The organism is Ensifer sp. ZNC0028, from assembly GCF_000799055.1.
In the GTDB taxonomy this organism is placed as follows: domain Bacteria; phylum Pseudomonadota; class Alphaproteobacteria; order Rhizobiales; family Rhizobiaceae; genus Ensifer.
In genome coordinates this window covers 33,312-52,764 of the sequence record NZ_JTLA01000086.1, presented here as the reverse complement: position 1 = coordinate 52,764, position 19,453 = coordinate 33,312, and the positions used below count along the sequence as shown (strand labels likewise).

The window sequence follows — 19,453 nt, the reverse complement described above, 5'->3', positions numbered from 1 at the left end:
CTGCGGGGAGAGGGTTAGTCCTCGGGTTAAACCCGAGGAGAGGGGCTACTTTGCAGCAGGTGTAGTGCGTCCCGCATCCCATAGCCGAGCCGGTTCCTCGCCTCATCGATACCCAGCCAGAAGAAACGAAAGCGGATCGGGTCACCGCCGCCAAACGGCGTCATTTCCCGATGGATCCAGGTCTGCCGCTGCTCGCCGGCAAAGGCGACGTGAAAATAATGCCGCCGATGACAGATTGTCCTGTCGTCCTTCGGGTAGTGGTAGTCCTGTGTGACGAGATGGGTGAGCGCTTCCGGTGGCGTCAGCCCGGTTTCCTCGATGAATTCTCGCTGAGCCGATGTCTTCGGGCTCTCGCCCGGCTCCATCGTACCGCCGGGCACCTGCAACTCGATCTCGGGAAAGTCCGGCTCGTCGAAGACCAGCAGCCTGTCCTGCCAGGTGCCGTAGATCAGGACCTTGTGGGCATCCGGCATCATTGATCGCGGCGGGCCATGAAGGCCAGGCGTTCGAAGAGGTGGACGTCCTGCTCGTTCTTGAGCAGCGCACCATGCAGCTTCGGCAGCATGGTCTTAGCGTCGGCCCTGAGGTCCGCCGGATCGACCTCGTCGGCGACGAGCAGGCGGATCCAGTCGAGCGCTTCTGACGTGGAGGGCTTCTTCTTCAGACCCGGCACCTGGCGGATGTCGTAGAAGGCGGCGAGCGCTGCCGAAAGCAGCGTCTTGCGGATGCCGGGATAATGCACCTCGACGATGCGGGCGAGCGTGTCTGCGTCGGGGAAGCGGATATAGTGAAAGAAGCAGCGGCGCAGAAACGCGTCCGGCAGTTCCTTCTCGTTGTTGGAGGTGATGATGACGATCGGGCGGTGGCGGGCGCCGATCATCTCGCCGGTCTCGTAGACATGGAATTCCATGCGGTCGAGTTCCTGCAACAGATCGTTCGGAAACTCGATGTCGGCCTTGTCGATCTCGTCGATCAGAAGCACCACGCGGCGATCGGCCTCGAAGGCCTGCCAGAGCTTGCCTTTGCGGATGTAGTTCCGGACCTCGTTGACGCGCTCGTCGCCGAGCTGGCTGTCGCGAAGCCGCGACACGGCGTCATATTCGTAAAGGCCCTGCTGCGCCTTCGTCGTCGACTTGACGCTCCATTCGATCAGTTCGAGGCCAAGGGCGGCGGCGATCTGGCGGGCAAGCTCGGTCTTGCCGGTGCCGGGCTCGCCCTTGACAAGCAGCGGCCGCTCCAGTCGGATCGCGGCGTTGACGGCGATCATCAGGTCCTTGTCGGCGATATAATCGGCGGTGCCTTGAAATTGCATGGGCGTCTTCCGGTTCAGCGTAAGTCAGGCGAAGTCATGCCCTATGGACTATCGCATAATGGCTTAAATCGGAATCGTTTTGAGGGTAGGTGCGATCAAGGGGTCAGCCGCGAAGCGCGGTGACCTCGATCTCGATCAGCATTTCCGGGCGGATCAGGTCGCAGACAATCATGGTTGCGGCCGGGCGGATCTCGCCAAAAACTTCGCCGAAGATCGGGAACACCCGGTCGGCGAAGCTGGCATCGGTGACGTAGTAATGATTGCGGACAACGTCCTTCATCGAGAAGCCCGCTTCCTTCAGCGCGCCTTCGATCGTCTTCAGGCAATTGCGCGCCTGCTCTTCCACCGTCTCGGGCATGGTCATGGTGGCGTAGTCATAGCCGGTCGTGCCGGAGACGAAGCACCAGTCGCCCATCGCGACGGCACGCGAATAGCCTGCCGTCTTTTCGAAGGGTGAACCCGAGGAGATGAGCTTGCGCGCCATATCTTCGTTTTAAGCCCAGGGGCGCGCGGCGCCGACGGTCTTTTCGAAGCTGTCGATGGCGGTTGCCTTTTCCAGCGTCAGGCCGATGTCGTCGAGGCCGTTCAGCAGGCAGTGACGCTTGAACGCATCGACCTCGAACTTGACCGAGCCACCGTCCGGACCGGTGATTTCCTGGGACTCCAGGTCGACCGAGAGGATGGCGTTGGAGCCGCGCGAGGCGTCGTCCATCAGCTTGTCGAGGTCAGCCTGGCTGACGACGATCGGCAGGATGCCGTTCTTGAAACAGTTGTTGTAGAAGATGTCGGCAAAGGACGTGGAGATCACGCAGCGGATGCCGAAGTCGAGCAGCGCCCACGGAGCATGCTCGCGCGAGGAGCCGCAGCCGAAGTTATCGCCGGCAACGAGAATGCTGGCGTTCTGATAGGCCGGCTTGTTGAGCACGAAGTCCGGGTTGACCGAGCCGTCTTCATTGTAGCGGGCTTCGGCGAAGAGGCCCTTGCCAAGGCCGGTGCGCTTGATCGTCTTCAGGTAATCCTTCGGAATGATCATGTCCGTGTCGATGTTGACGACGGGGAGGGGGGCGGCGACACCGGTGAGCTTGACGAATTTTTCCATAACTTCAGGCCTTCGATTTCAGAAGAATGTTGCGCTAGCGTTTAGATGAGTTTTGCGCCGAAATGAAGGAAAATCTGTTCAAATAGGCGTCGCCGGGTGGGTGAAAATGCCCGCCCGGCGAGAGCTTCGTCCGGATTTCGATTGTCTGCAGGGACTTAGCCCGCCTTCACGGGGCTGTTGATCGCCCAGAGAACGCCGAACGGGTCGCGGAGCTGGCCGTAGCGATCGCCCCAGAACATCAGTTCGATCGGCATCACCACCTCGGCGCCGGCAGCAACGGCGCGATCCCACCAGGCATCGATGTCGTCGACAGTCAGCGTCAGGGTGAAGGCCTGCGGCTTTTCCAGCGGATGGCCGTATTCCGGATAGGCGTCAGCCAGCATCAGCGAGCTGCCGTTGATATAGAGATGGATGTGCATCGTGCGGCCCTGCTCGTCGAGCGGATGCCGGTTGACTTCCTTGCCGCCGAAGGCGCGCTGGTAGAACTCGGAGGCCTTGGCGGCGCCATCGACCTGAAGATAGGGCAGAAGGCCGTTCAGGACCGGTGCCGGCTGCTGCGTCTGGGTATCCATATCGTTCTCCATCCTGTTTAAAGAGCCAGGACCGTGCTGGCCTGCCTCAAGGACGGACATGGAATGGTCGATCCGACATGGGGTCGAAAAAAAATTGCAGCCGGCTGAAAGACGGTTTTCAAGGGACGCAAACAGGGTTCGAGCCGATCGTCGATCGGCCCGATTGCGGGGTACCAAGATCGCTGGAAATCGATTCCGACCGCCGGGAATTAGAGGTCGATGATCGTGCCGCGACCGTCGTTCCAGATGCGCATCTCGCGCTGGCCCTGGGCGGGGCCTGCGGCAGCCGGGCGCACGGTGGCGCGGGCTGGCCTGAAGTTCAGCCGGGTGGCAATGGCGCTGCCGACCACGACAACGGCGGCGATGCCGGCAAGGGCCAGCGCCAGCGAGGCGGTAAGCACAAAGGCCGCGAACGTGATGGTCAGGGCTGCGGCCGTAAAGAGAACAGAGCGAATGCTTTGCATAATCGTCACCTTTCTGATGGCGATGTGGGGGCTCGCCTGCGGACTTGCAAGGGGCGGGCCCTCGAAAGGGGTGCGGCGGTTCGCCTCGTCTTGCGGAACGCGGCAAAGGCGGGCACAACTGAAGCATGAACAAATCGAGCGAACATCACCCGGTACGCCTGCGCCGCTCGGTGCTTTGCGTGCCGGCCGACAATGCCCGCGCGCTTGCCAAGGTCGCGGAACTTGCGACGGATGCTGCGATCTTCGATCTCGAGGATGCGGTAGCGCCCGAGTGCAAGGTGGAAGCGCGTGCGGCGCTGGTGCAGTATCTGACGACAAGCCGGCCGGATTGCGAGATCGTCATCCGCATCAATGCGATCGGCTCGGACTATGGTCAGGGCGATCTTGCTGCAGCGCTTGCGGCCAATCCCGACGCCATTCTGTTGCCGAAGGTCGAAAGCCCGGCGGATATCCAGGCGGCGGCCGACTGGCTCGACGAGAACGATGCGCCGGAGACGTTGCGCCTCTGGGCGATGATCGAGACGCCGCGCGGGGTGATCAACGCGCCTCTTATCGCCGAGGCCGGCCGCACCTTCAGCGGCAGGCTCGATTGTTTCGTCGTCGGCCTCAACGACCTGCGCAAGGAGACCGGCGTTCCGGATCGTCCGGGCCGGCCCTATCTCATCCCCTGGCTGATGCAGATCCTGCTTGCCGCGCGTGGCGGCGGGCTCGATGTCATCGATGCCGTGTTCAACGATTTTCGTGACGCTGCCACCTTTGACGAAGAATGCCGGCAGGGCCGCGACATGGGCTATGACGGCAAGATGCTGATCCATCCGGCGCAGATCGGCCCGGCGAACGAGCGCTTCGGCGTCGAGCAGATCGCCGTCGACGAGGCCCGCGCGATCATTGCCGCTTTTGCGCTCTCGGAAAATGCCGGCAAGGGCGTCATCAATTTGAGCGGACGCATGGTCGAGCGGCTGCATCTCGACCAGGCCGTAATGCTTGCCGCCAAGGCGGACCTCATCGAACAACGAAAGACAAGATCTTGAAACTCTACCGCTTCCTGACCGGTCCCGACGACGCCACCTTCTGCCACAAGGTGACGGCGGCGCTGAACCAGGGCTGGAGCCTGCACGGCTCGCCCACCTATGCCTTCAATGCCGATACGCAGCACATGCAGTGCGGCCAGGCGGTGGTCAAGGAGGTCGAGGGCAAGGATTACACCCCGGATATCAAGCTGTCGGAACAGTAGTGGCGCTGCCGTCAGTATCGGCGGCTGCCCCTCACCCTAGCCCTCTCCCCGCAGGCGGGGAGAGGGGACGTGCCAGCTCACGATGTCGCGGAACGGAGTTGCCGTCGGCGGGATGTCGGGGGCGTATTGTTGAGGCGAGTGGGTGCCGCGAGTCTCCTTCGCCCCGCTTGCGGGGAGAAGGTGGCCGGCAGGCCGGATGAGGGGCAAAGCGAAACGGTAAGCCCTGCTCTTTAAGTCACGCAATCCCGGACGGAAAACCGCTTCAACTTTCCTGGAATTGCTTAGCCGCCGACGTGCTCGACGCTCGCCTCGATCCGTTCCATGTCGTCGTCGGAGAGGCCGAAATGGTGGCCGATCTCGTGGATCAGAACGTGGGTGATGATGTCGCCGAGCGTCTCCTCGTTCTCCGCCCAGTAGTCGATGATCGGGCGGCGATAGAGGGTGATGCGGTTCGGAAACTGGCCGGTTTCCATGGTGAAGCGTTCGCTGATGCCGCTGCCTTCGAAGAGGCCGAGCAGGTCGAAGGGCGTTTCCAGCGCCATGTCCTCGAAAACGTCGTCGCTCGGGAAGTCGGCAACTTCGATGACAAGGTCGGTCGTCAGCTGGCGGAATTCCTGCGGCAGGTGGCCATAGGCCTCCAGCGCAAGCTGCTCGAAAGTGGTAAGCGTCGGTGCGTGGCGTTCCCGCCAATCATCGGTCTGGTCAATGCGGGCCATAGGCACTCCTTGTTGCCCTCCATATAGCGATTTTGCCTTTGTTTTTCGAGTGTTGAATTCCTTGACCACAGGGACAGGAATAAATTCTTAGAATTGGCTGTTGACTCATTTAGGAAGCTCTGGAATCTAATAGAACATAACATGAACATACTGATGGGAGTTGACCGTCATGGCCGACACAGCCGTGCAGCGGGAGACGGTACTTTCGCTCCGAGAAACCATAGCCAGGATCGAAAACCGTCGGCTTCCGGGCGTCGTGCGCGCCGCCAAGGCGGCCGATCCCGGCGGCTTCCGTCAGCGGGAAGAAGACGAGCCCGGCCGCAAGGCGCTGGCGCTCGGCGTTCCCGATCTGGACGATCTTCTCGAAGGCGGCCTGCCGCTCGAAGGCATGACGGAAATCCGCAATGCCGAGACGCGCGATGCGGGTGCTGCCGCCGGTTTTGCCGCAGCACTCGGCGTGCTCTGCCAACGGGCGCGGCTTGAAAAGGGCGAGCCGTCCGCCCCCGTTCTCTGGATCAGCCAGTCGATGGCTTCCAACGAGGCGGGCATGCCCTATGGCCTGGGTCTGAAGGCCTTTGGTCTCGATGTCCGCGGCCTCGTCTTCAGCCTGCCGCGCACGATAAAGGATGCGCTCTGGATCGCCGAGGCCGCACTTTCCGTGCCGAGCTTCTGCGCTGTCATCCTCGAAATTCGCGGCAACCCGGCTGCCCTGGCACTCAGCGAGAGCCGGCGCCTGCATGTGCGCTCGCGCGCCGGCCACGTCCCCCTTCTGCTTTTGCGCCAGTCCGGACACGAGGAGGCAAGCAGCGCTTTCTTCCGCTTCCTCGTCGAGCCGGCGCCGGCGCGCGAGCGACCGCTACCGGATGGATCGATGCTTCGCGGCAGCATCGGCCATCCCGTCTTTCACGTCATTGCCGAGAAGAGCAGGGCTCCTGCGCCGCTCGGCTTCTTCCTGGAGTGGAACCCCCATGACCGCCGCCTTTACCCCGTCGAGCCCCTACCAGCCGCTGCTGCGGCAGATCCACAACCAGCGCATTCTGTCGCTCGCCTTTCCGCATCTTCCGGCCGATCGGGTCGCGCGCAAGCGCTGGGGGAACTCGTGGCTTTCCCGCGGGCGTCCTGAGCATCCGCCCGTCGTCTTCGCCGACAAGGTGAAGAGCGCGATGCGTCTCGTTGCGCTCGATGGTTTTGCTGAAAAGCGTGGTTTTCACATCGGCCAGGGTGTCGCCGAAGCGCGGGCCATGTGTCCCGAGATCGACGTGCTGCCGGCCGATCCCGCCGCCGACCGGGCGCTGCTTGCAGGGCTGGCGGACTGGTGCAGTCGCTACACGCCGCTCGTCGCGCTCGATGGCGACAGCGGCCTCTTTCTCGACATCACCGGCTGCGCCCATCTTCTCGGCGGGGAAAAGGCGCTGCTCGACGATCTGCTCGCCCGCCTTTTTCATCTGGGCGTCGAGGCCCGGGCGGCGATCTCCTCGTCCGCCGGGCTCTCCTGGGCGGTGGCGCGTTTCGGCTCCGACGCTATCCTTGCCGAGGACGAGGCGGCGCGGGCGCTGGCGCCGTTACCGATGGCAGCACTCCGGCTGCCGCGGGAAACGATCGAAACACTTGGCCGGGTCGGGCTCAAGCAGGTTGGCGATATCATCGAGGCGCCGCGTGCGCCGCTTGCCCGCCGGTTCGGCGCGACCCTGCTTCTACGTCTCGACCAGGCGCTGGGGCGGGAGGACGAACCGCTGTCGCCGCGACTGCCCGTCGCCGCGCTTTCGGCAGAGCGCCGTCTCGGCGAGCCGGTCCAGGGCGAGGACGATATCTTGGGCCTGACGGAAGAACTGGCACTGCGGCTGAAGTCGGAACTGGAAAAGCGCGGGGAAGGCGGACGCCTGTTCGAGCTTCTGCTTTTCCGTGTCGATGGTGCGGTCTTCCGCATTGCCGCCGGCACATCCGCGCCGCTCAACGAGCCGCGGCGCGTCGCCGGTCTTTTCCGCGAGCGCCTGCAGGCGGTGCACGACGATCTCGATGCCGGCTTCGGCTTTGAAATCCTCCGGCTTTCGGTGCCGAAGAGCGAAAAATACGAGGTGATGCAGGAGGATTTCTCCGGCACGCCGGATCGCGCGCGTCCGCTTGCCGCCTTCGCCGATCGGGTCATGGCGCGGTTCGGCGCAGAAAGCCTCATGGTGCCGGCGCTCTCGGAAAGCCATGTGCCGGAGCGGGCGGCAAGCTTCCGGCCGCTCACGGACTTGGCGCTGATCGGCAAGGCTGAGGAACCGGCGCAAAACATTCCGGTGACCCTGCTTGCGGCTGCCGCCCGGCCGCAGCGGCTCTTTCCAAGTCCCGAGCCGGTGGAGGCGGTGGCCGAGGTGCCGGAGGGGCCGCCGAGAAGCTTTCGCTGGCGGCGCACGCTGCACCGCATCGCGCGGGCCGAAGGGCCGGAGCGGATCGCCGGCGAATGGTGGCTCGATGGCGAGCCGGCGCTGGAGCGCGACTATTTCCGGGTGGAGGACGATAGCGGCCGGCGGTTCTGGCTGTTTCGCGAGGGTCATTATGGCGCGAGCGCCCCGCCGCGCTGGTTCATGCATGGAGTCTTCGCATGAGCGACGCTGCCCCCTATTTCGAGATCGGCGCCTGGTCGAATTTCTCCTTCCTCGAAGGTGCCTCCCATCCGGGTGAGATGGTGGTTGCGGCGAGCCGCCTCGGTATCGGCGGCCTTGGCATCGCCGATCGCAACACGGTCGCCGGCGTGGTGCGCGCCCATGCGCAGGCCAAGGTGGAGAAGTCGGCCTTCCAGCCCGGTGCGCGGCTCTCCTTTGCCGAAGACCTGCCCGACGTGCTCGCCTACCCCCTAAACCGCCGCGGCTGGGGCAATCTCTGCCGGATGCTGAGTGCTGGAAACCTGCGCGCCAAGAAGGGCACCTGTACGCTCTACGAGACCGATCTCATCGAATGGGGCGAGGATCTGCTGCTTGCGGTACTGCCGGGTCCTGTCATCGGTGCGCCGGAGGCAACCCTGCTTGCCGATTTCCTCAAGCGGCTGAAACCGCATTTTGGCGATCGGCTCTATCTGGCGCTGGTGCCGCGTTACGACGGCTTCGACCAGTTCGCCTTTGCCGGGCTCGCGACCATTGCCCGCCATGCGTCCGTCAAGCTCGTCGCCACCAACAGTCCGCTGTTCCATGCCGCCGATCGACGGCCGCTTGCCGATGTCGTCACCGCCATCCGCGAGCATGTGACGATCGCCTCGGCAGGCTATCGGCTGCACGCCAATGCCGAGCGGCATCTGAAGACGCCCGCCGAAATGGCGCGCATCTTTCGCGACTATCCGGAAGCGATCGCCAATACCGGGCATTTCTTCGGACGCCTGAAGTTCTCGCTGTCGGATCTCGAATATCAATACCCGGATGAGAGCATTCCCGGCGAGACGCCGACGCAGACCCTGCGGCGGTTGACCATGGAAGGCGCGCGCGAGCGGTATCCCGGTGAGATCCCCAAGAAGGTTTCGACGCAGATCGAGTATGAGCTCGAACTGATCGCCAGCAAGCGTTACGAGCCCTACTTCCTGACGGTGCGCAATATCATGCAGTTTGCGCGCAGTGCTCAGATCCTGTGCCAGGGTCGCGGCTCGGCGGCCAATTCCACCGTCTGCTACTGTCTGAGGATCACCGAAGTCGATCCGCTTTCGACCACCCTGCTCTTCGATCGTTTCCTCTCGACCGAACGGGACGAGCCGCCGGATATCGACGTCGATTTCGAGCATGAGAAGCGGGAAGAGGTGATCCAGCACATCTACCGTACTTACGGCAAGGAACATGCGGGGCTGACGGCCGCCGTCATCAGCTACCGGGCGCGTTCCGCCGGCCGCGAGACCGCCAAGGCTTTCGGGTTCTCGGAAGACGTGCAATCGGCGCTTGCCGGTTCGGTCTGGGGCTGGTCGGTTGCCGATCTCTCGGAGCGCGAGGCACAGGCCGCCGGTCTCGATACGAAGGACCCGACCACCGTGAAGGTGCTCGACTACGCCACCGAGCTGATGAGCTTCCCGCGCCATCTCTCCCAGCATGTCGGCGGCTTTGTCATGACCCGCGATCGGCTCGACGAGGTGGTGCCGATCATGAACACGGCGATGCCCGACCGCTACATGATCGAGTGGGACAAGGACGACCTCGACACGCTGAAGATCCTGAAGATCGACGTTCTGGCGCTCGGCATGCTGACCTGCATCGCCCGGGCATTTGGTCTGCTCGATCGGCATTACAATGAGCAGAAGAACCTGCATCAGCTCTTCAAGGATCATCAGGACGCCGTCTACGACATGATCTGCCGCGCCGATACGATCGGCGTCTTCCAGATCGAAAGCCGGGCGCAGATGAGCATGTTGCCGCGGCTGAAACCGCGTATCTTCTATGACCTCGTCATCGAGGTGGCGATCGTCCGGCCCGGACCGATCCAGGGAAACATGGTGCATCCCTATCTGAAACGCCGGGAGCAGCGGGATCGCAGGATTCCCATCGAGTATCCGAGCCCTGAATTAGAGGTCGTTTTGAAGCGGACGCTTGGCGTGCCGCTGTTCCAGGAGCAGGCGATGCAGATTGCCATCACTGCTGCCGGTTTCTCGCCCAGCGAGGCCGATCAGTTGCGGCGGGCGATGGCGACCTTCAAACGCACCGGCACCATTCATACCTTCCATGAAAAGATGATCGAGGGCATGGTCAGCAACAACTATCCGCGCGATTTTGCCGAGCGCTGCTTCAAGCAGATCGAAGGCTTCGGCGAATATGGTTTTCCCGAGAGCCATGCCGCGTCCTTCGCGCTGCTCGTTTATGTCTCCTCCTGGCTCAAGACCTATTATCCCGATGTCTTCTGCGCGGCGCTCCTGAACTCACAGCCGATGGGTTTTTACGCGCCCGGGCAATTGGTGCGCGATGCGCGCGAGCATGGGGTCCGGGTGCTGCCTGTCGACATCAACCACTCGGTCTGGGATGCCGATCTCGAAGATGGGGGCCTGGATCGAAACGCCATCGAGCCGCGCCACCGCGAGATGGAGGACGTGATCAGGACGACGAAGGCGATGCGCCTCGGCTTCAATTCGATCAAAGGGCTGAACCAAAGGGAACTCGAGGATAAGCTCGTCGCCAACCGGGGCGCCGGTTACGCAACGGTGCGCGATCTCTGGCTGCGGTCGGGGCTATCGCGTTCAGCGCTCGAACGGCTCGCCGATGCGGATGCTTTCCGCTCGATCGGGCTCGATCGTCGCAAGGCGCTTTGGGCGGTGAAGGCGCTCGACGAAAAAAGCGCTGCCGAGCGGCTGCCGCTTTTCGAGGGGGCTGCGAAAGAGGAGTTGCGGCCCGAGCCGGCGATGGTCCTGCCGGAGATGCTGGCGGGCGAGCAGGTGATCAACGACTATCGCTATCTCTCCTTCTCGCTGAAGGCGCATCCGGTTTCCTTCCTCAGAGATACGCTTGCCGCACAGGGGATCGTGCAGAGCCGCATGCTTGCGACCGCCCCGGTCGGGCGGCGGGTGACCGTTGCCGGGCTGGTGCTCGTTCGCCAGCGCCCGGGTTCGGCCAAGGGCGTCATCTTCATGACCATCGAGGACGAGACCGGTGTTGCCAATGCGATCGTCTGGCCGAAGGTGTTTGCGACCTATCGGCCGGTGGTCATGGGCGCGCGTCTGGTCAAGATTCGCGGCCGGCTGCAGCGCGAAAGCAGCGTCATCCATGTGGTCGCCGAACACATCGAGGACATCACGCCGATGCTCGGGCTGCTGCGCAAGGAAGCGCGGCGGTTCGGCGCAAACGAGCGTTCCGACGAGGCGCTGAGACCGACCGGTGACGCGCGCATGAAGCGGGCGCAAGGCGACCAGCGCCTACCGATGCCCCGCCACTCCGGCAGCAATTCCAGTAATCCGAATCGGGCAACAGCCGAGGTGGCCGACGTGATGCCGAAGGGGCGCAATTTCCATTGAAAGGCTCCGGTTAGGCTTTGCCGCCTCTCAAGTGAGTGGGGCTGTCTGGAAAAGCGCTGCCGGGTCGCCGGAAGGATTCCATGGAATGCTTCCGGCGCAGGTCACGGGTAGGATTTCCCGCGGTCGTGATCGAAGGTGTGTAAAAATGTCGCAGGCTGCGCGCCTCGTGACCCATTCAGGGTTTGCAAGATCAGTCGCTCAGGAATCTCTAAAATTCTGAAAAGGCGAAGTTTTTTGTCAAGTTTAGAGTCGTTCTAATCCACCCGCAACTTCCGCTCGCGGAGTTTTTAGTTGACACTAAATGTCCTGTTTTGCTTTATGCGCTGATACAGGGCGTTGCGTACGACAGGCGAGACGACATGCTGGTTTGCAGCTGCAATTTCATCACGGAAAAAGAGATCGAGGACACGATCATTGGTCTCCTCGACGAGGACTGTTGGCAGCTGATCGTGCCGGCGAAAGTCTACCACGCGATGGAAAAACGTGGCCGTTGCTGCGGCTGTTTCCCCAATGTCGTCGACATCATCATCCGCACCACCGAGCAATATCACGCGCACCGCGACTCGACGGACGCAGAGATATTTGATTTCATGACCCGCCTCAGACAATTCCACGACGACAACCGGAGGGCGGATCTTGAAAGGCGACAAAAAAGTCATCGAGCAGCTTAACGAAGCGCTCTATCTCGAACTCGGTGCCGTCAACCAGTATTGGCTGCATTACCGCCTCCTCGAAGACTGGGGCTATACGCTTCTCGCCAAGAAGGAGCGGGCCGAATCCATCGAGGAGATGCAGCATGCCGACAAGCTCGTCGCGCGCATCATCTTCCTTGAAGGCCATCCCAACCTGCAGACGGTTGCGCCGCTGCGTATCGGCCAGAACGTCAAGGAAGTGCTGAAGGCGGATCTCGCCGGCGAATACGACGCCCGCACCGCCTACAAGAAATCCCGCGACATCTGTCACGCCGCCGGAGACTATGTCTCCATGAAGCTCTTCGAAGAGCTGCTCGCTGACGAGGAAGGCCATATCGATTTCCTCGAAACCCAGCTCGAGCTGCTCGACAAGATCGGCGAAGAGAAATACGGCCAGCTCAATGCGTCGCCTGCCAACGAGGCCGAAGCCGACTGAGCCTGGTGAAAGCCTAGAAATACAAAGGCCGGCGATCTCGCCGGCCTTTGTCGTTTCAGGAGCGCGCAGCGCGGGTTCACGGCGCCAGATGCGTGAAAGCTGCGACCACTTCCTCGTAGACCTTGCGCTTGAACGGCACGATTAGCTCCGGCAGGTCGCGCATCGGCTTCCATTCCCAGGCGTCGAATTCCGGCTCGTGCCCGCCCGGCGGCGGGTTGATGGCGATCTCGTTTTCCTCGCCTTCGAAGCGGAAGGCATACCAGCGCTGGGTCTGGCCGCGATACTTGCCCTTGAGGCCGATGCCGATCAGGTGTTCGGGCAGATCGTAGTTGATCCAACCGGGCGCTTCCGCAAGCAGCGAAACGGTGCTCATGCCGGTCTCTTCGTAAAGCTCGCGATAGGCCGCCTTCAGCGGATCTTCGTTCTTGTCGATGCCACCCTGCGGCATCTGCCATTGCTGCGGCGAGCCGTCATATTCGGAATTGCCGACGGCGATGCGATGGCCGGCCCAGACGAGGCCCGACCGGTTCAGCACCATCACGCCGACACAGGGGCGATAGGGAAGGTCGTCCGCCTTCAGTTTCTTGTCCTTGCTCATCGGCTGCCTCTTCTTTGCAAACGTCGATTGGTCCCATCGGGACGGCTTTAAGCTAGTTCTGTTGCGGATCCTTGACGAGCGCGGAAACGCCGACGATCTCGATGCCGCGGGCCTGCGCCTCGCTGACCCAGGAGGCAATCGCACCGACGCTTTCGTCGAAGGCGGAAGCGACGCCGATGGCCGTACCGTTGCGGCGCGCGATGCGCTCGAGTTCGTCGAGCTTGCGCAGGATCGCGCCGCGGCTGAGTTCGCTGTCGAGCGTCAGGTCGGCAAAGCCGTGCGGCACGTCGAAGGCGCCGGCAAGCTTGCCGGACAGCGACTGCGCCGAGGTGCCATCGTCGAGGAACAGCAGGCCGCGCTTGCCGAGATCGCGCATAACCGGCTCCAGCGCATCGGCATCGGACAGGAAGCGGCCGCCAAGATAATTCATGACGCCGGTATAATTGGTGATCTCGGCGAGGTTGCGGTGCAGTTCCGCGAGGTTCTTCTTTTCGCTCAGGCCGACGCGCAGCGCATTGGGGCCGGGATCGTTGGCCGGATAGTCGAACGGCTCCATCGGAAGCTGCAACAGGATCTCGTGGCCGCTTCGGCGTGCTTCCTGCATCCAGCGCTGCAGGCTGTTTCCGGCCGTGGCAAAGCCGAGCGTCACCTCGCCCGGCAGGTCACGGATCGCCTTCTGCGTTCCCGTCTGGCTGAGGCCGAGCCCGCCGACGACGAGTGCGATGCGCGTGCCGCGCGCACCCGACCAGGGGCGTGCATATTGATCGAGCGGACGCAGACCGTCGGGGCCGATGATCGGCAGGCGCCCGGCGGGGCTTTCTTCCAGCAGGTCGTCATTGGGCATCGCCGCCATGCGCGGATCCTGGCCGCGGATCGGACCGACATTGATCAGTGCGGGGCCCTTGCCGTCGCGGCTGCGTGGCGAGAACGTCGTGACGGTGGAGCCGTCGTCGGTGAGCGTGCGCTCGACATCGGCGCCGGAATAGGCCGTTCCCGGCGTCATCGTTCCGGAGCCGACGCCCGTCCGCCCGCTTTCCGGGTTGGATGCCTTGTCGCCCGCGCTCTTCGCCTTCTCGACGGTTGCGACCGGCGACGCGGGATTACGCCGCAAACCGTCCGGCAAAAGCGTGTTCCAGGCGGAAAGGCCAATCACCGCGGCGATGCAAAGGCCGGCAAGAGAAAACCCGAGCAGCCGCCGGGGATTGCGCTTCGACGCTGGCTTGGCCCGCCGGTTCTGGCCGAGCGGTGCATTGAGATCAGTTCCCAAAACGGAGCCTCGGTCGAGCTGTGGGATGTTGCCGCTGGAGCGAGGCCGGCGCCAGGACGCGTGCCGATCCTCTCCCGTCGCACGCCGTATGCCTTCGAAGAATCAGTGGCCGCGGCAGCGCTTGCTAACCCTATAATTTAGTGGCGAAGGCTTGACCAGTGCATCGGCCGGCCCAGCCATGTGGCCAAACGCAAAGCGCCGCATGTTCGGGTGAACATGCGGCGCTTTGTTTCGTGTCTGTCAGGCTTACTTCTTCAGCTGCGCCTGTTCGGGGCTCGCCGGGAAGGACGGGTCCGTCTTCTTGCCGCGCAGAAGGTCGAGCGCGTAGTTCAGCTGCAGGTCGTCCTTGGTTTCCGGCGGAACATAGGCGACCGAGCCGGAGCCTTCGTCGGTTTCGCTCTGGCCCTGGATGTGGCCGCGCAGATCGGACTCGCCCTGAGCCTCGACCTTGCCGAGCAGTTCCGGCGGAAGCGGCTGTTCGACCTTGATGTCGGGCGTGATGCCCGTGCCCTGGATCGATTTGCCCGACGGCGTGTAGTAGAGCGCGGTCGTCAGACGCAGCGCACCGGCTTCGCCGAGCGGGATGATCGTCTGGACCGAACCCTTGCCGAAGGAGCGAGTGCCGAGCACGGTCGCACGCTTCAGGTCCTGCAGCGCGCCGGCAACGATTTCCGAAGCGGAAGCCGAGCCGCCATTGACCAGCACGATCACCGGCTTGCCATCGGTCAGGTCGCCCGGCGTGGCGTTGAAGCGGCGGGTCTCGTCCGGGTTGCGGCCGCGGGTCGAAACGACTTCGCCGCGCTCCAGGAAGGCGTCGGAGACGTTGATCGCCTGGTCGAGCAGACCGCCCGGGTTGAGGCGCAGGTCGAGCACGTAGCCCTTCAGCTTGTCGGCCGGCACTTCCGCCTTGATCTTCTCGATGCCCTTCTTCAGGTCATCGTAGGTCTTCTCGGTAAACGAGATAACGCGCAGGTAGCCGACGTCGCCTTCGGTGCGGAACTTGACCGCGCGAACGGCGATGACGTCGCGGACGATCGTCAGTTCGATCGGCTTGTCCGCGCCCTTGCGCAGGATCGTCAGCTTGATCGGAGTGCCGATGGCGCCGCGCATCTTTTCGACCGCGTCCTCGAGCTTCAGGCCGCGAACATCCGCACCGTCGATCTTGGAAATGAAGTCGCCGGCAAGCACGCCGGCGCGCGCTGCGGGCGTGTCGTCGATCGGGCTCGTGACCTTGACGAGATCGTCTTCCATCGTCACTTCGATGCCGAGGCCGCCGAATTCACCGCGGGTCTGGGTGCGCATGTCCTCGGCGTCGGCCGAGTTCATGTAGCTCGAATGCGGGTCGAGCGAGGAAAGCATGCCGTTGATGGCGTTCTCGATCAGCTTGTCGTCCTGCGGCGGCGTCACGTATTGCGCCCGCACGCGTTCGAAAACGTCGCCGAAGATTGCCAGTTCGCGGTAGGTCGAGGTGTTGGCAGCGACGGCCGGAACGACAGCCGAATAAACCACGCCCATCGCGGTCGCGCCCATCAGCGCCCCGACCAGAACAAGTGAAGCCCTACGTATCATTTCGCGCCTTTCCAACCTCTGCTGCGGTCCACCAAGGTCGGGAATCAACCGGTTTTCCGTCTTTTCGGAATTCAATGTAAAGCGTCGGCCGGTCCGTTTCCAGCGCCAAGGCCGCAGCGCTCGCCACTCTTTTTGCGCCCATCGTCGCCAGCGGTTCTCCGGCCACGACGAACTGCCCAGTCTGCACGCTCACCTTCTCCATCCCCGAAAGCACGACGTGATAGCCGTCGCCCGGGTTGAGAATGATCATCTGTCCATAACTGCGGAAATTGCCTGCATAGACGATCCAGCCATCTGACGGCGCGGTCACCAGCGCGCCGGGATTGGTTTCCAACATGATCCCTTGCAGGGAATGCCCCGTGCCGTCTGCATCGCCGAATTTGCGCAACAGCGATCCCGCAGCCGGATAGGCAAGCTTGTTCCTCAGCTCCGAAAACACATATGCGGGCGCAATGCGGTTTTTGTCAGGCACCGCGTTGCGGGCCAATTCCCGTGCCGCTTCGCGCTCGGCCTCGCTCATGCGCCGGCGTTCTTCCTCCTGCGCGCGGGCCGCTTCGGCGGCCTCGCGAACGGAGGAGATCTGATCCTCGAGCGAGCCGATCAGGCCCTGGAGATTGGTCGCCTGCGAGGCCAGCTCCTGCGCCTTGCGCTGCTCGGCGGCAAGCTCGGTGGCGCTCGACTGACGCAGCTTCTCCTTCTCGGCGACGAGCATCGACATGCGGCGCTCTTCCTCGACATTGGCGGTCATGGCCGCCGTCAGGTCTTCGCGCTGCCGGTCGATGCCGGCGCGGATATCGGCGAGCGCCTTGAGGTCGGCCACCAGGTTTTCGGTTTCCTTGCGCAGGCCGGGCACGACGGCGCCAAGCAGGATTGCGCTACGCACGGAGCCGAGCGCATCCTCGGGCGTCACCAGGATCGCCGGTGGCGGGTTGCGTCCCATTCGCTGCAGGGCGGCGAGCACCTCGGCAAGCACACCGCGGCGGGAGCGCAGCGAGCGGCGGACCGTATCTTCCTTGGTTCTCAGGTCGCTCAGTTTCTTCTCGCCGTCGACGATCTGCTGTTCGAGATCCTGGCGCTTCTTCGCGGACTCGACGATCGCGGCGCGCAGCGCCTCGTTGGTCTTGTCGATCTCGGCAATGGTTTCCGTCAGCGCATTGGCGCGCTCCTGGGAAAGCGTGATCGTCTTGGAGAGCGCATCCAGTTCGCTGCGCGTGCTGTTGCGGCGAAGCGTGAGGTCGGCGGCGGGATCGGGTGGCCCCTGTTCCTGACCGGTCCCGGCGGCGGGCGGCGTGGCCTCCTGGGCGCTCGCCGGCAGGCCGATTGCAAGCGCAAGCGCAAAGGCCGCCGCTCTACGGGCAAGCCGTCCTGCGTCGTCTCTTCCCATGCCGAAAACGCTGGTCCTGCCTCGGGGCGTCATCCGTTGCGTGCGTCCATCCGAAAATATGAGGAAAAAACCTAATCTGATTTGGCGCGCACGACCAAGCATATTCTCGTTATCGCGGCGTGTAGCGGTTGCCGCTTCCGGCGCGGCGGTCCCGTCGCTTCAGACCCGATGATAGGGGTGACCGGAGAGAATGGTGACGGCGCGGTAGAGCTGTTCGGCGATCAGGATGCGCACGAGCTGGTGCGGCCAGGTCATCTTCCCAAGGTTGAGCACCGCATCGGCGCGGGCGTGGAGGCTCGGATCGAGACCATCGGCGCCACCGATCGCGACCATCAGGTCGCGCTTGCCGCTGTCGCGGAATGTTCCGAGAAGCGATGCGAAGCCTTCCGAATCCAGCGCCTTGCCGCGTTCGTCCAGAAGCACGAGCAGGCTGCCTTCGGCCAGCGCCTTTTCGAGCTGTGCGGCTTCCTCGCGCTTGCGCGTCTCGGCGTTCGAAGCGCGGCTTTCGTTGACCTCGACGACGCGGGAAAGCTCAAGCCCGATCGCTGGACCGGCCTTGGAGAAGCGATCGAGATAACGGGCCGCAAGATCCTTTTCCGGCCCCGCCTTGAGGCGGCCGACTGCGAAAAGTCCGATACGCATGACCTTGTCCGTCCTCGCTACTGCATGTTTCCTTTAGTCGCAGCCGATTAAAGGAAACATGAAGCGATTCAAAGTGCTACAGCGTCCTTTGCGCGTCCGACAAGACGCGCGGCGCTGTAGTGCTGCAACGCGCACTGCATAGTTCCTGAAATCGGGTCGATTCAAGGAAAATCTTATGCCGCGTTCCTGGAGCCTTGCAGCGCCGCTGCGCGCCTTGTCCGGTTGACGGGCCTGAAAGTTACGATCAGTCGCAACAAACATCCGGCTGACAACGCCGCCCAAGGCGGCGCCAGCCCTTCACATTCATGCATGACCGCAACTCGGCTCGTCCGGCATTTAGCTGCGCGGCGACCCGGTCGGTCTCAATGCAAGGTGCCGTCCTCGATCTCGGGAGCCGCCCACATCTTCTCGATGTTGTAGAACTCCCGGATTTCCGGCCGGAAGATGTGAACGATCACATCACCGGTGTCGATCAGCACCCAGTCACCACCTTCCAGACCTTCGACACGGGCATTGCCAAAGCCCCCGTCTTTCAGGTCGGTCGTCAGGTGATCGGCTATGGCCATCACATGCCTGTTCGATCGCCCGGAGACAACGACCATGAAGTCTCCCAGCGCCGACTTACCGGCAATGTTGATGCTGACGATGTCTTCTGCCTTCGAGTCCTCTAGGCTCTCGAGGACCAGTTGAAGCGCACGGACAGCGGCTTCGTCGCTAGATCCCGTGCTGCGCGGGAATGCGGTAATCGCATATCCCTTGGCGTGTGCTGTTGTCAGGGTCTTTCCTTTCCACATGAACAGAACAGGCACTTTCGATTCGAACAAAGATCGAACCGTCCATGAATGTAGGCATCAAACCGTAGCTGTTTCAAGACAGCAGAACTGAATCCCAGGAAATCATACTCCACCGGCGGCGCGCAGCGCCGTCGAGCTCATCGATGAGCGCGGTCCATGGATGAAGGTCCAGGCGGGCGCGCGGTGGAAGGGGAGGCGCCGCGCATCGTCCTCGTCGATGCGGGCATAGTCGAAGGTTTTCGCCATGCGCGAGGAGAGATAGGCGAGCGTCGAGCCCGGCCGATCAATGACGGCGATCGGGAAGGTGCGGGCGATCTTCTGCCAGTTCTGCCAGCGGTGGAAACTTTTCAGGTTGTCGGCGCCCATGATCCAGACGAAGCGAATGTCGCGGTTGCGCGCCTGCACGATCTCGAGCGTGCGGGCGGTATAGCTCTGCCCAAGCGCCTTTTCGAAAGCGGTCACCTTGATGCGCGGGTTACGCGCGATCTCCTCGCTCATGGCGATGCGGTCGGCAAGCGGCGCCAGATTGTTGTGGTCTTTCAGCGGATTGCCGGGCGTGACGATCCACCAGAGCTGGTCGAGCCCGAGCCGTTGGATCGCGGTGTCGGCAACAAGCACATGGCCTTCATGCGGCGGATTGAAGGATCCGCCGAAAAGGCCGACCACCATGCCGTCTTCGACATGGGGCATGCGCAGGTAGCGGGCGTTGACCTTGCCC

21 protein-coding genes are annotated in these 19,453 nt (G+C 63.0%); 7 read left to right on the top strand and 14 right to left on the bottom strand.

Features of this window, described 5'->3' with window-relative positions; all coding sequences use genetic code 11:
* Positions 1–26 precede the first annotated feature (26 nt).
* The 6 genes from L981_RS19965 to L981_RS19940 all read right to left on the bottom strand — a co-directional run bounded on the left by L981_RS19965 (position 27) and on the right by L981_RS19940 (position 3,447).
* Positions 27–476: an NUDIX domain-containing protein gene (locus L981_RS19965; protein WP_043620014.1), complete on the bottom strand. Its 450-nt coding sequence runs from the start codon at positions 474–476 to the stop codon at positions 27–29.
* A complete protein-coding gene (locus tag L981_RS19960; RefSeq protein WP_043620012.1) occupies positions 473–1,312 on the bottom strand; it encodes a MoxR family ATPase in 840 nt (279 codons plus the stop codon). The genes L981_RS19965 and L981_RS19960 overlap by 4 nt, the downstream gene beginning before the upstream one ends.
* Before the next feature lie 103 nt (positions 1,313–1,415).
* The gene (locus tag L981_RS19955) at positions 1,416–1,796 is read right to left on the bottom strand and encodes a RidA family protein (RefSeq protein WP_034802728.1); all 381 of its coding nucleotides are present in this window, start codon (positions 1,794–1,796) and stop codon (positions 1,416–1,418) included.
* A gap of 9 nt (positions 1,797–1,805) precedes the next feature.
* Positions 1,806–2,411, bottom strand: coding sequence for a 3-isopropylmalate dehydratase small subunit (gene leuD / locus L981_RS19950; protein ID WP_034802725.1), 606 nt, complete (start codon positions 2,409–2,411; stop codon positions 1,806–1,808).
* A 155-nt stretch (positions 2,412–2,566) separates the two neighbouring features.
* Complete coding sequence (locus L981_RS19945) at positions 2,567–2,983, bottom strand: glyoxalase/bleomycin resistance/extradiol dioxygenase family protein (RefSeq protein ID WP_043620011.1); 417 nt, start codon at positions 2,981–2,983, stop codon at positions 2,567–2,569.
* 209 nt (positions 2,984–3,192) lie between these two features.
* Positions 3,193–3,447 carry a hypothetical protein gene (locus tag L981_RS19940; protein WP_043620010.1) on the bottom strand — a complete coding sequence of 85 codons (255 nt, stop codon included), beginning with the start codon at positions 3,445–3,447 and terminating at the stop codon, positions 3,193–3,195.
* A gap of 125 nt (positions 3,448–3,572) precedes the next feature.
* On the opposite strand from L981_RS19940, the gene L981_RS19935 reads away from it, so the two are divergent.
* Positions 3,573–4,478, top strand: coding sequence for a CoA ester lyase (locus L981_RS19935; protein ID WP_043620009.1), 906 nt, complete (start codon positions 3,573–3,575; stop codon positions 4,476–4,478).
* The gene (locus L981_RS19930) at positions 4,475–4,681 is read left to right on the top strand and encodes a DUF1737 domain-containing protein (RefSeq protein ID WP_043620008.1); all 207 of its coding nucleotides are present in this window, start codon (positions 4,475–4,477) and stop codon (positions 4,679–4,681) included. The genes L981_RS19935 and L981_RS19930 overlap by 4 nt, the downstream gene beginning before the upstream one ends.
* A gap of 281 nt (positions 4,682–4,962) precedes the next feature.
* Here L981_RS19930 and L981_RS19925 read toward each other — a convergent pair whose 3' ends face one another.
* A complete protein-coding gene (locus L981_RS19925; RefSeq protein ID WP_043620007.1) occupies positions 4,963–5,397 on the bottom strand; it encodes a metallopeptidase family protein in 435 nt (144 codons plus the stop codon).
* Between the two features lie 169 nt (positions 5,398–5,566).
* Between L981_RS19925 and L981_RS35630 the strand changes: the two genes are divergently transcribed.
* The 5 genes from L981_RS35630 (at position 5,567) to bfr (ending at position 12,481) form a co-directional block, all read left to right on the top strand.
* Positions 5,567–6,520 carry an ImuA family protein gene (locus L981_RS35630; RefSeq protein WP_043620006.1) on the top strand — a complete coding sequence of 318 codons (954 nt, stop codon included), beginning with the start codon at positions 5,567–5,569 and terminating at the stop codon, positions 6,518–6,520.
* Positions 6,405–7,988: a DNA polymerase Y family protein gene (locus L981_RS19915; RefSeq protein ID WP_245281673.1), complete on the top strand. Its 1,584-nt coding sequence runs from the start codon at positions 6,405–6,407 to the stop codon at positions 7,986–7,988. Before L981_RS35630 ends, L981_RS19915 begins: the two co-directional genes overlap by 116 nt.
* Positions 7,985–11,353: an error-prone DNA polymerase gene (locus L981_RS19910; RefSeq protein ID WP_043620004.1), complete on the top strand. Its 3,369-nt coding sequence runs from the start codon at positions 7,985–7,987 to the stop codon at positions 11,351–11,353. Before L981_RS19915 ends, L981_RS19910 begins: the two co-directional genes overlap by 4 nt.
* A gap of 359 nt (positions 11,354–11,712) precedes the next feature.
* Positions 11,713–12,024, top strand: a complete 312-nt coding sequence (locus L981_RS19905; RefSeq protein ID WP_034803108.1) for a (2Fe-2S)-binding protein — start codon at positions 11,713–11,715, stop codon at positions 12,022–12,024.
* A complete protein-coding gene (gene bfr / locus L981_RS19900) occupies positions 11,990–12,481 on the top strand; it encodes a bacterioferritin (RefSeq protein WP_043620003.1) in 492 nt (163 codons plus the stop codon). Before L981_RS19905 ends, bfr begins: the two co-directional genes overlap by 35 nt.
* A gap of 76 nt (positions 12,482–12,557) precedes the next feature.
* Here the strand turns inward: bfr and L981_RS19895 are convergent, their stop codons facing one another.
* The 7 genes from L981_RS19895 to L981_RS19865 form a co-directional block, all read right to left on the bottom strand.
* Positions 12,558–13,079 carry an RNA pyrophosphohydrolase gene (locus L981_RS19895; protein ID WP_043620001.1) on the bottom strand — a complete coding sequence of 174 codons (522 nt, stop codon included), beginning with the start codon at positions 13,077–13,079 and terminating at the stop codon, positions 12,558–12,560.
* Between the two features lie 52 nt (positions 13,080–13,131).
* On the bottom strand, positions 13,132–14,346 hold the full coding sequence (locus tag L981_RS19890; RefSeq protein WP_043619999.1) for a divergent polysaccharide deacetylase family protein: 1,215 nt from the start codon (positions 14,344–14,346) through the stop codon (positions 13,132–13,134).
* A 246-nt stretch (positions 14,347–14,592) separates the two neighbouring features.
* On the bottom strand, positions 14,593–15,915 hold the full coding sequence (locus tag L981_RS19885; protein ID WP_043619997.1) for a S41 family peptidase: 1,323 nt from the start codon (positions 15,913–15,915) through the stop codon (positions 14,593–14,595).
* Positions 15,905–17,299, bottom strand: a complete 1,395-nt coding sequence (locus L981_RS19880; protein ID WP_043619995.1) for a murein hydrolase activator EnvC — start codon at positions 17,297–17,299, stop codon at positions 15,905–15,907. Before L981_RS19880 ends, L981_RS19885 begins: the two co-directional genes overlap by 11 nt.
* A 159-nt stretch (positions 17,300–17,458) precedes the next feature.
* Positions 17,459–17,941 carry a 23S rRNA (pseudouridine(1915)-N(3))-methyltransferase RlmH gene (gene rlmH, locus L981_RS19875; RefSeq protein ID WP_043619993.1) on the bottom strand — a complete coding sequence of 161 codons (483 nt, stop codon included), beginning with the start codon at positions 17,939–17,941 and terminating at the stop codon, positions 17,459–17,461.
* A gap of 362 nt (positions 17,942–18,303) precedes the next feature.
* Entirely contained in the window at positions 18,304–18,735 is a 432-nt protein-coding gene (gene rsfS, locus L981_RS19870; protein WP_043619991.1) for a ribosome silencing factor, read from the bottom strand.
* Between the two features lie 102 nt (positions 18,736–18,837).
* Complete coding sequence (locus tag L981_RS19865; RefSeq protein WP_052201894.1) at positions 18,838–19,425, bottom strand: nicotinate-nucleotide adenylyltransferase; 588 nt, start codon at positions 19,423–19,425, stop codon at positions 18,838–18,840.
* Positions 19,426–19,453 lie beyond the last annotated feature (28 nt).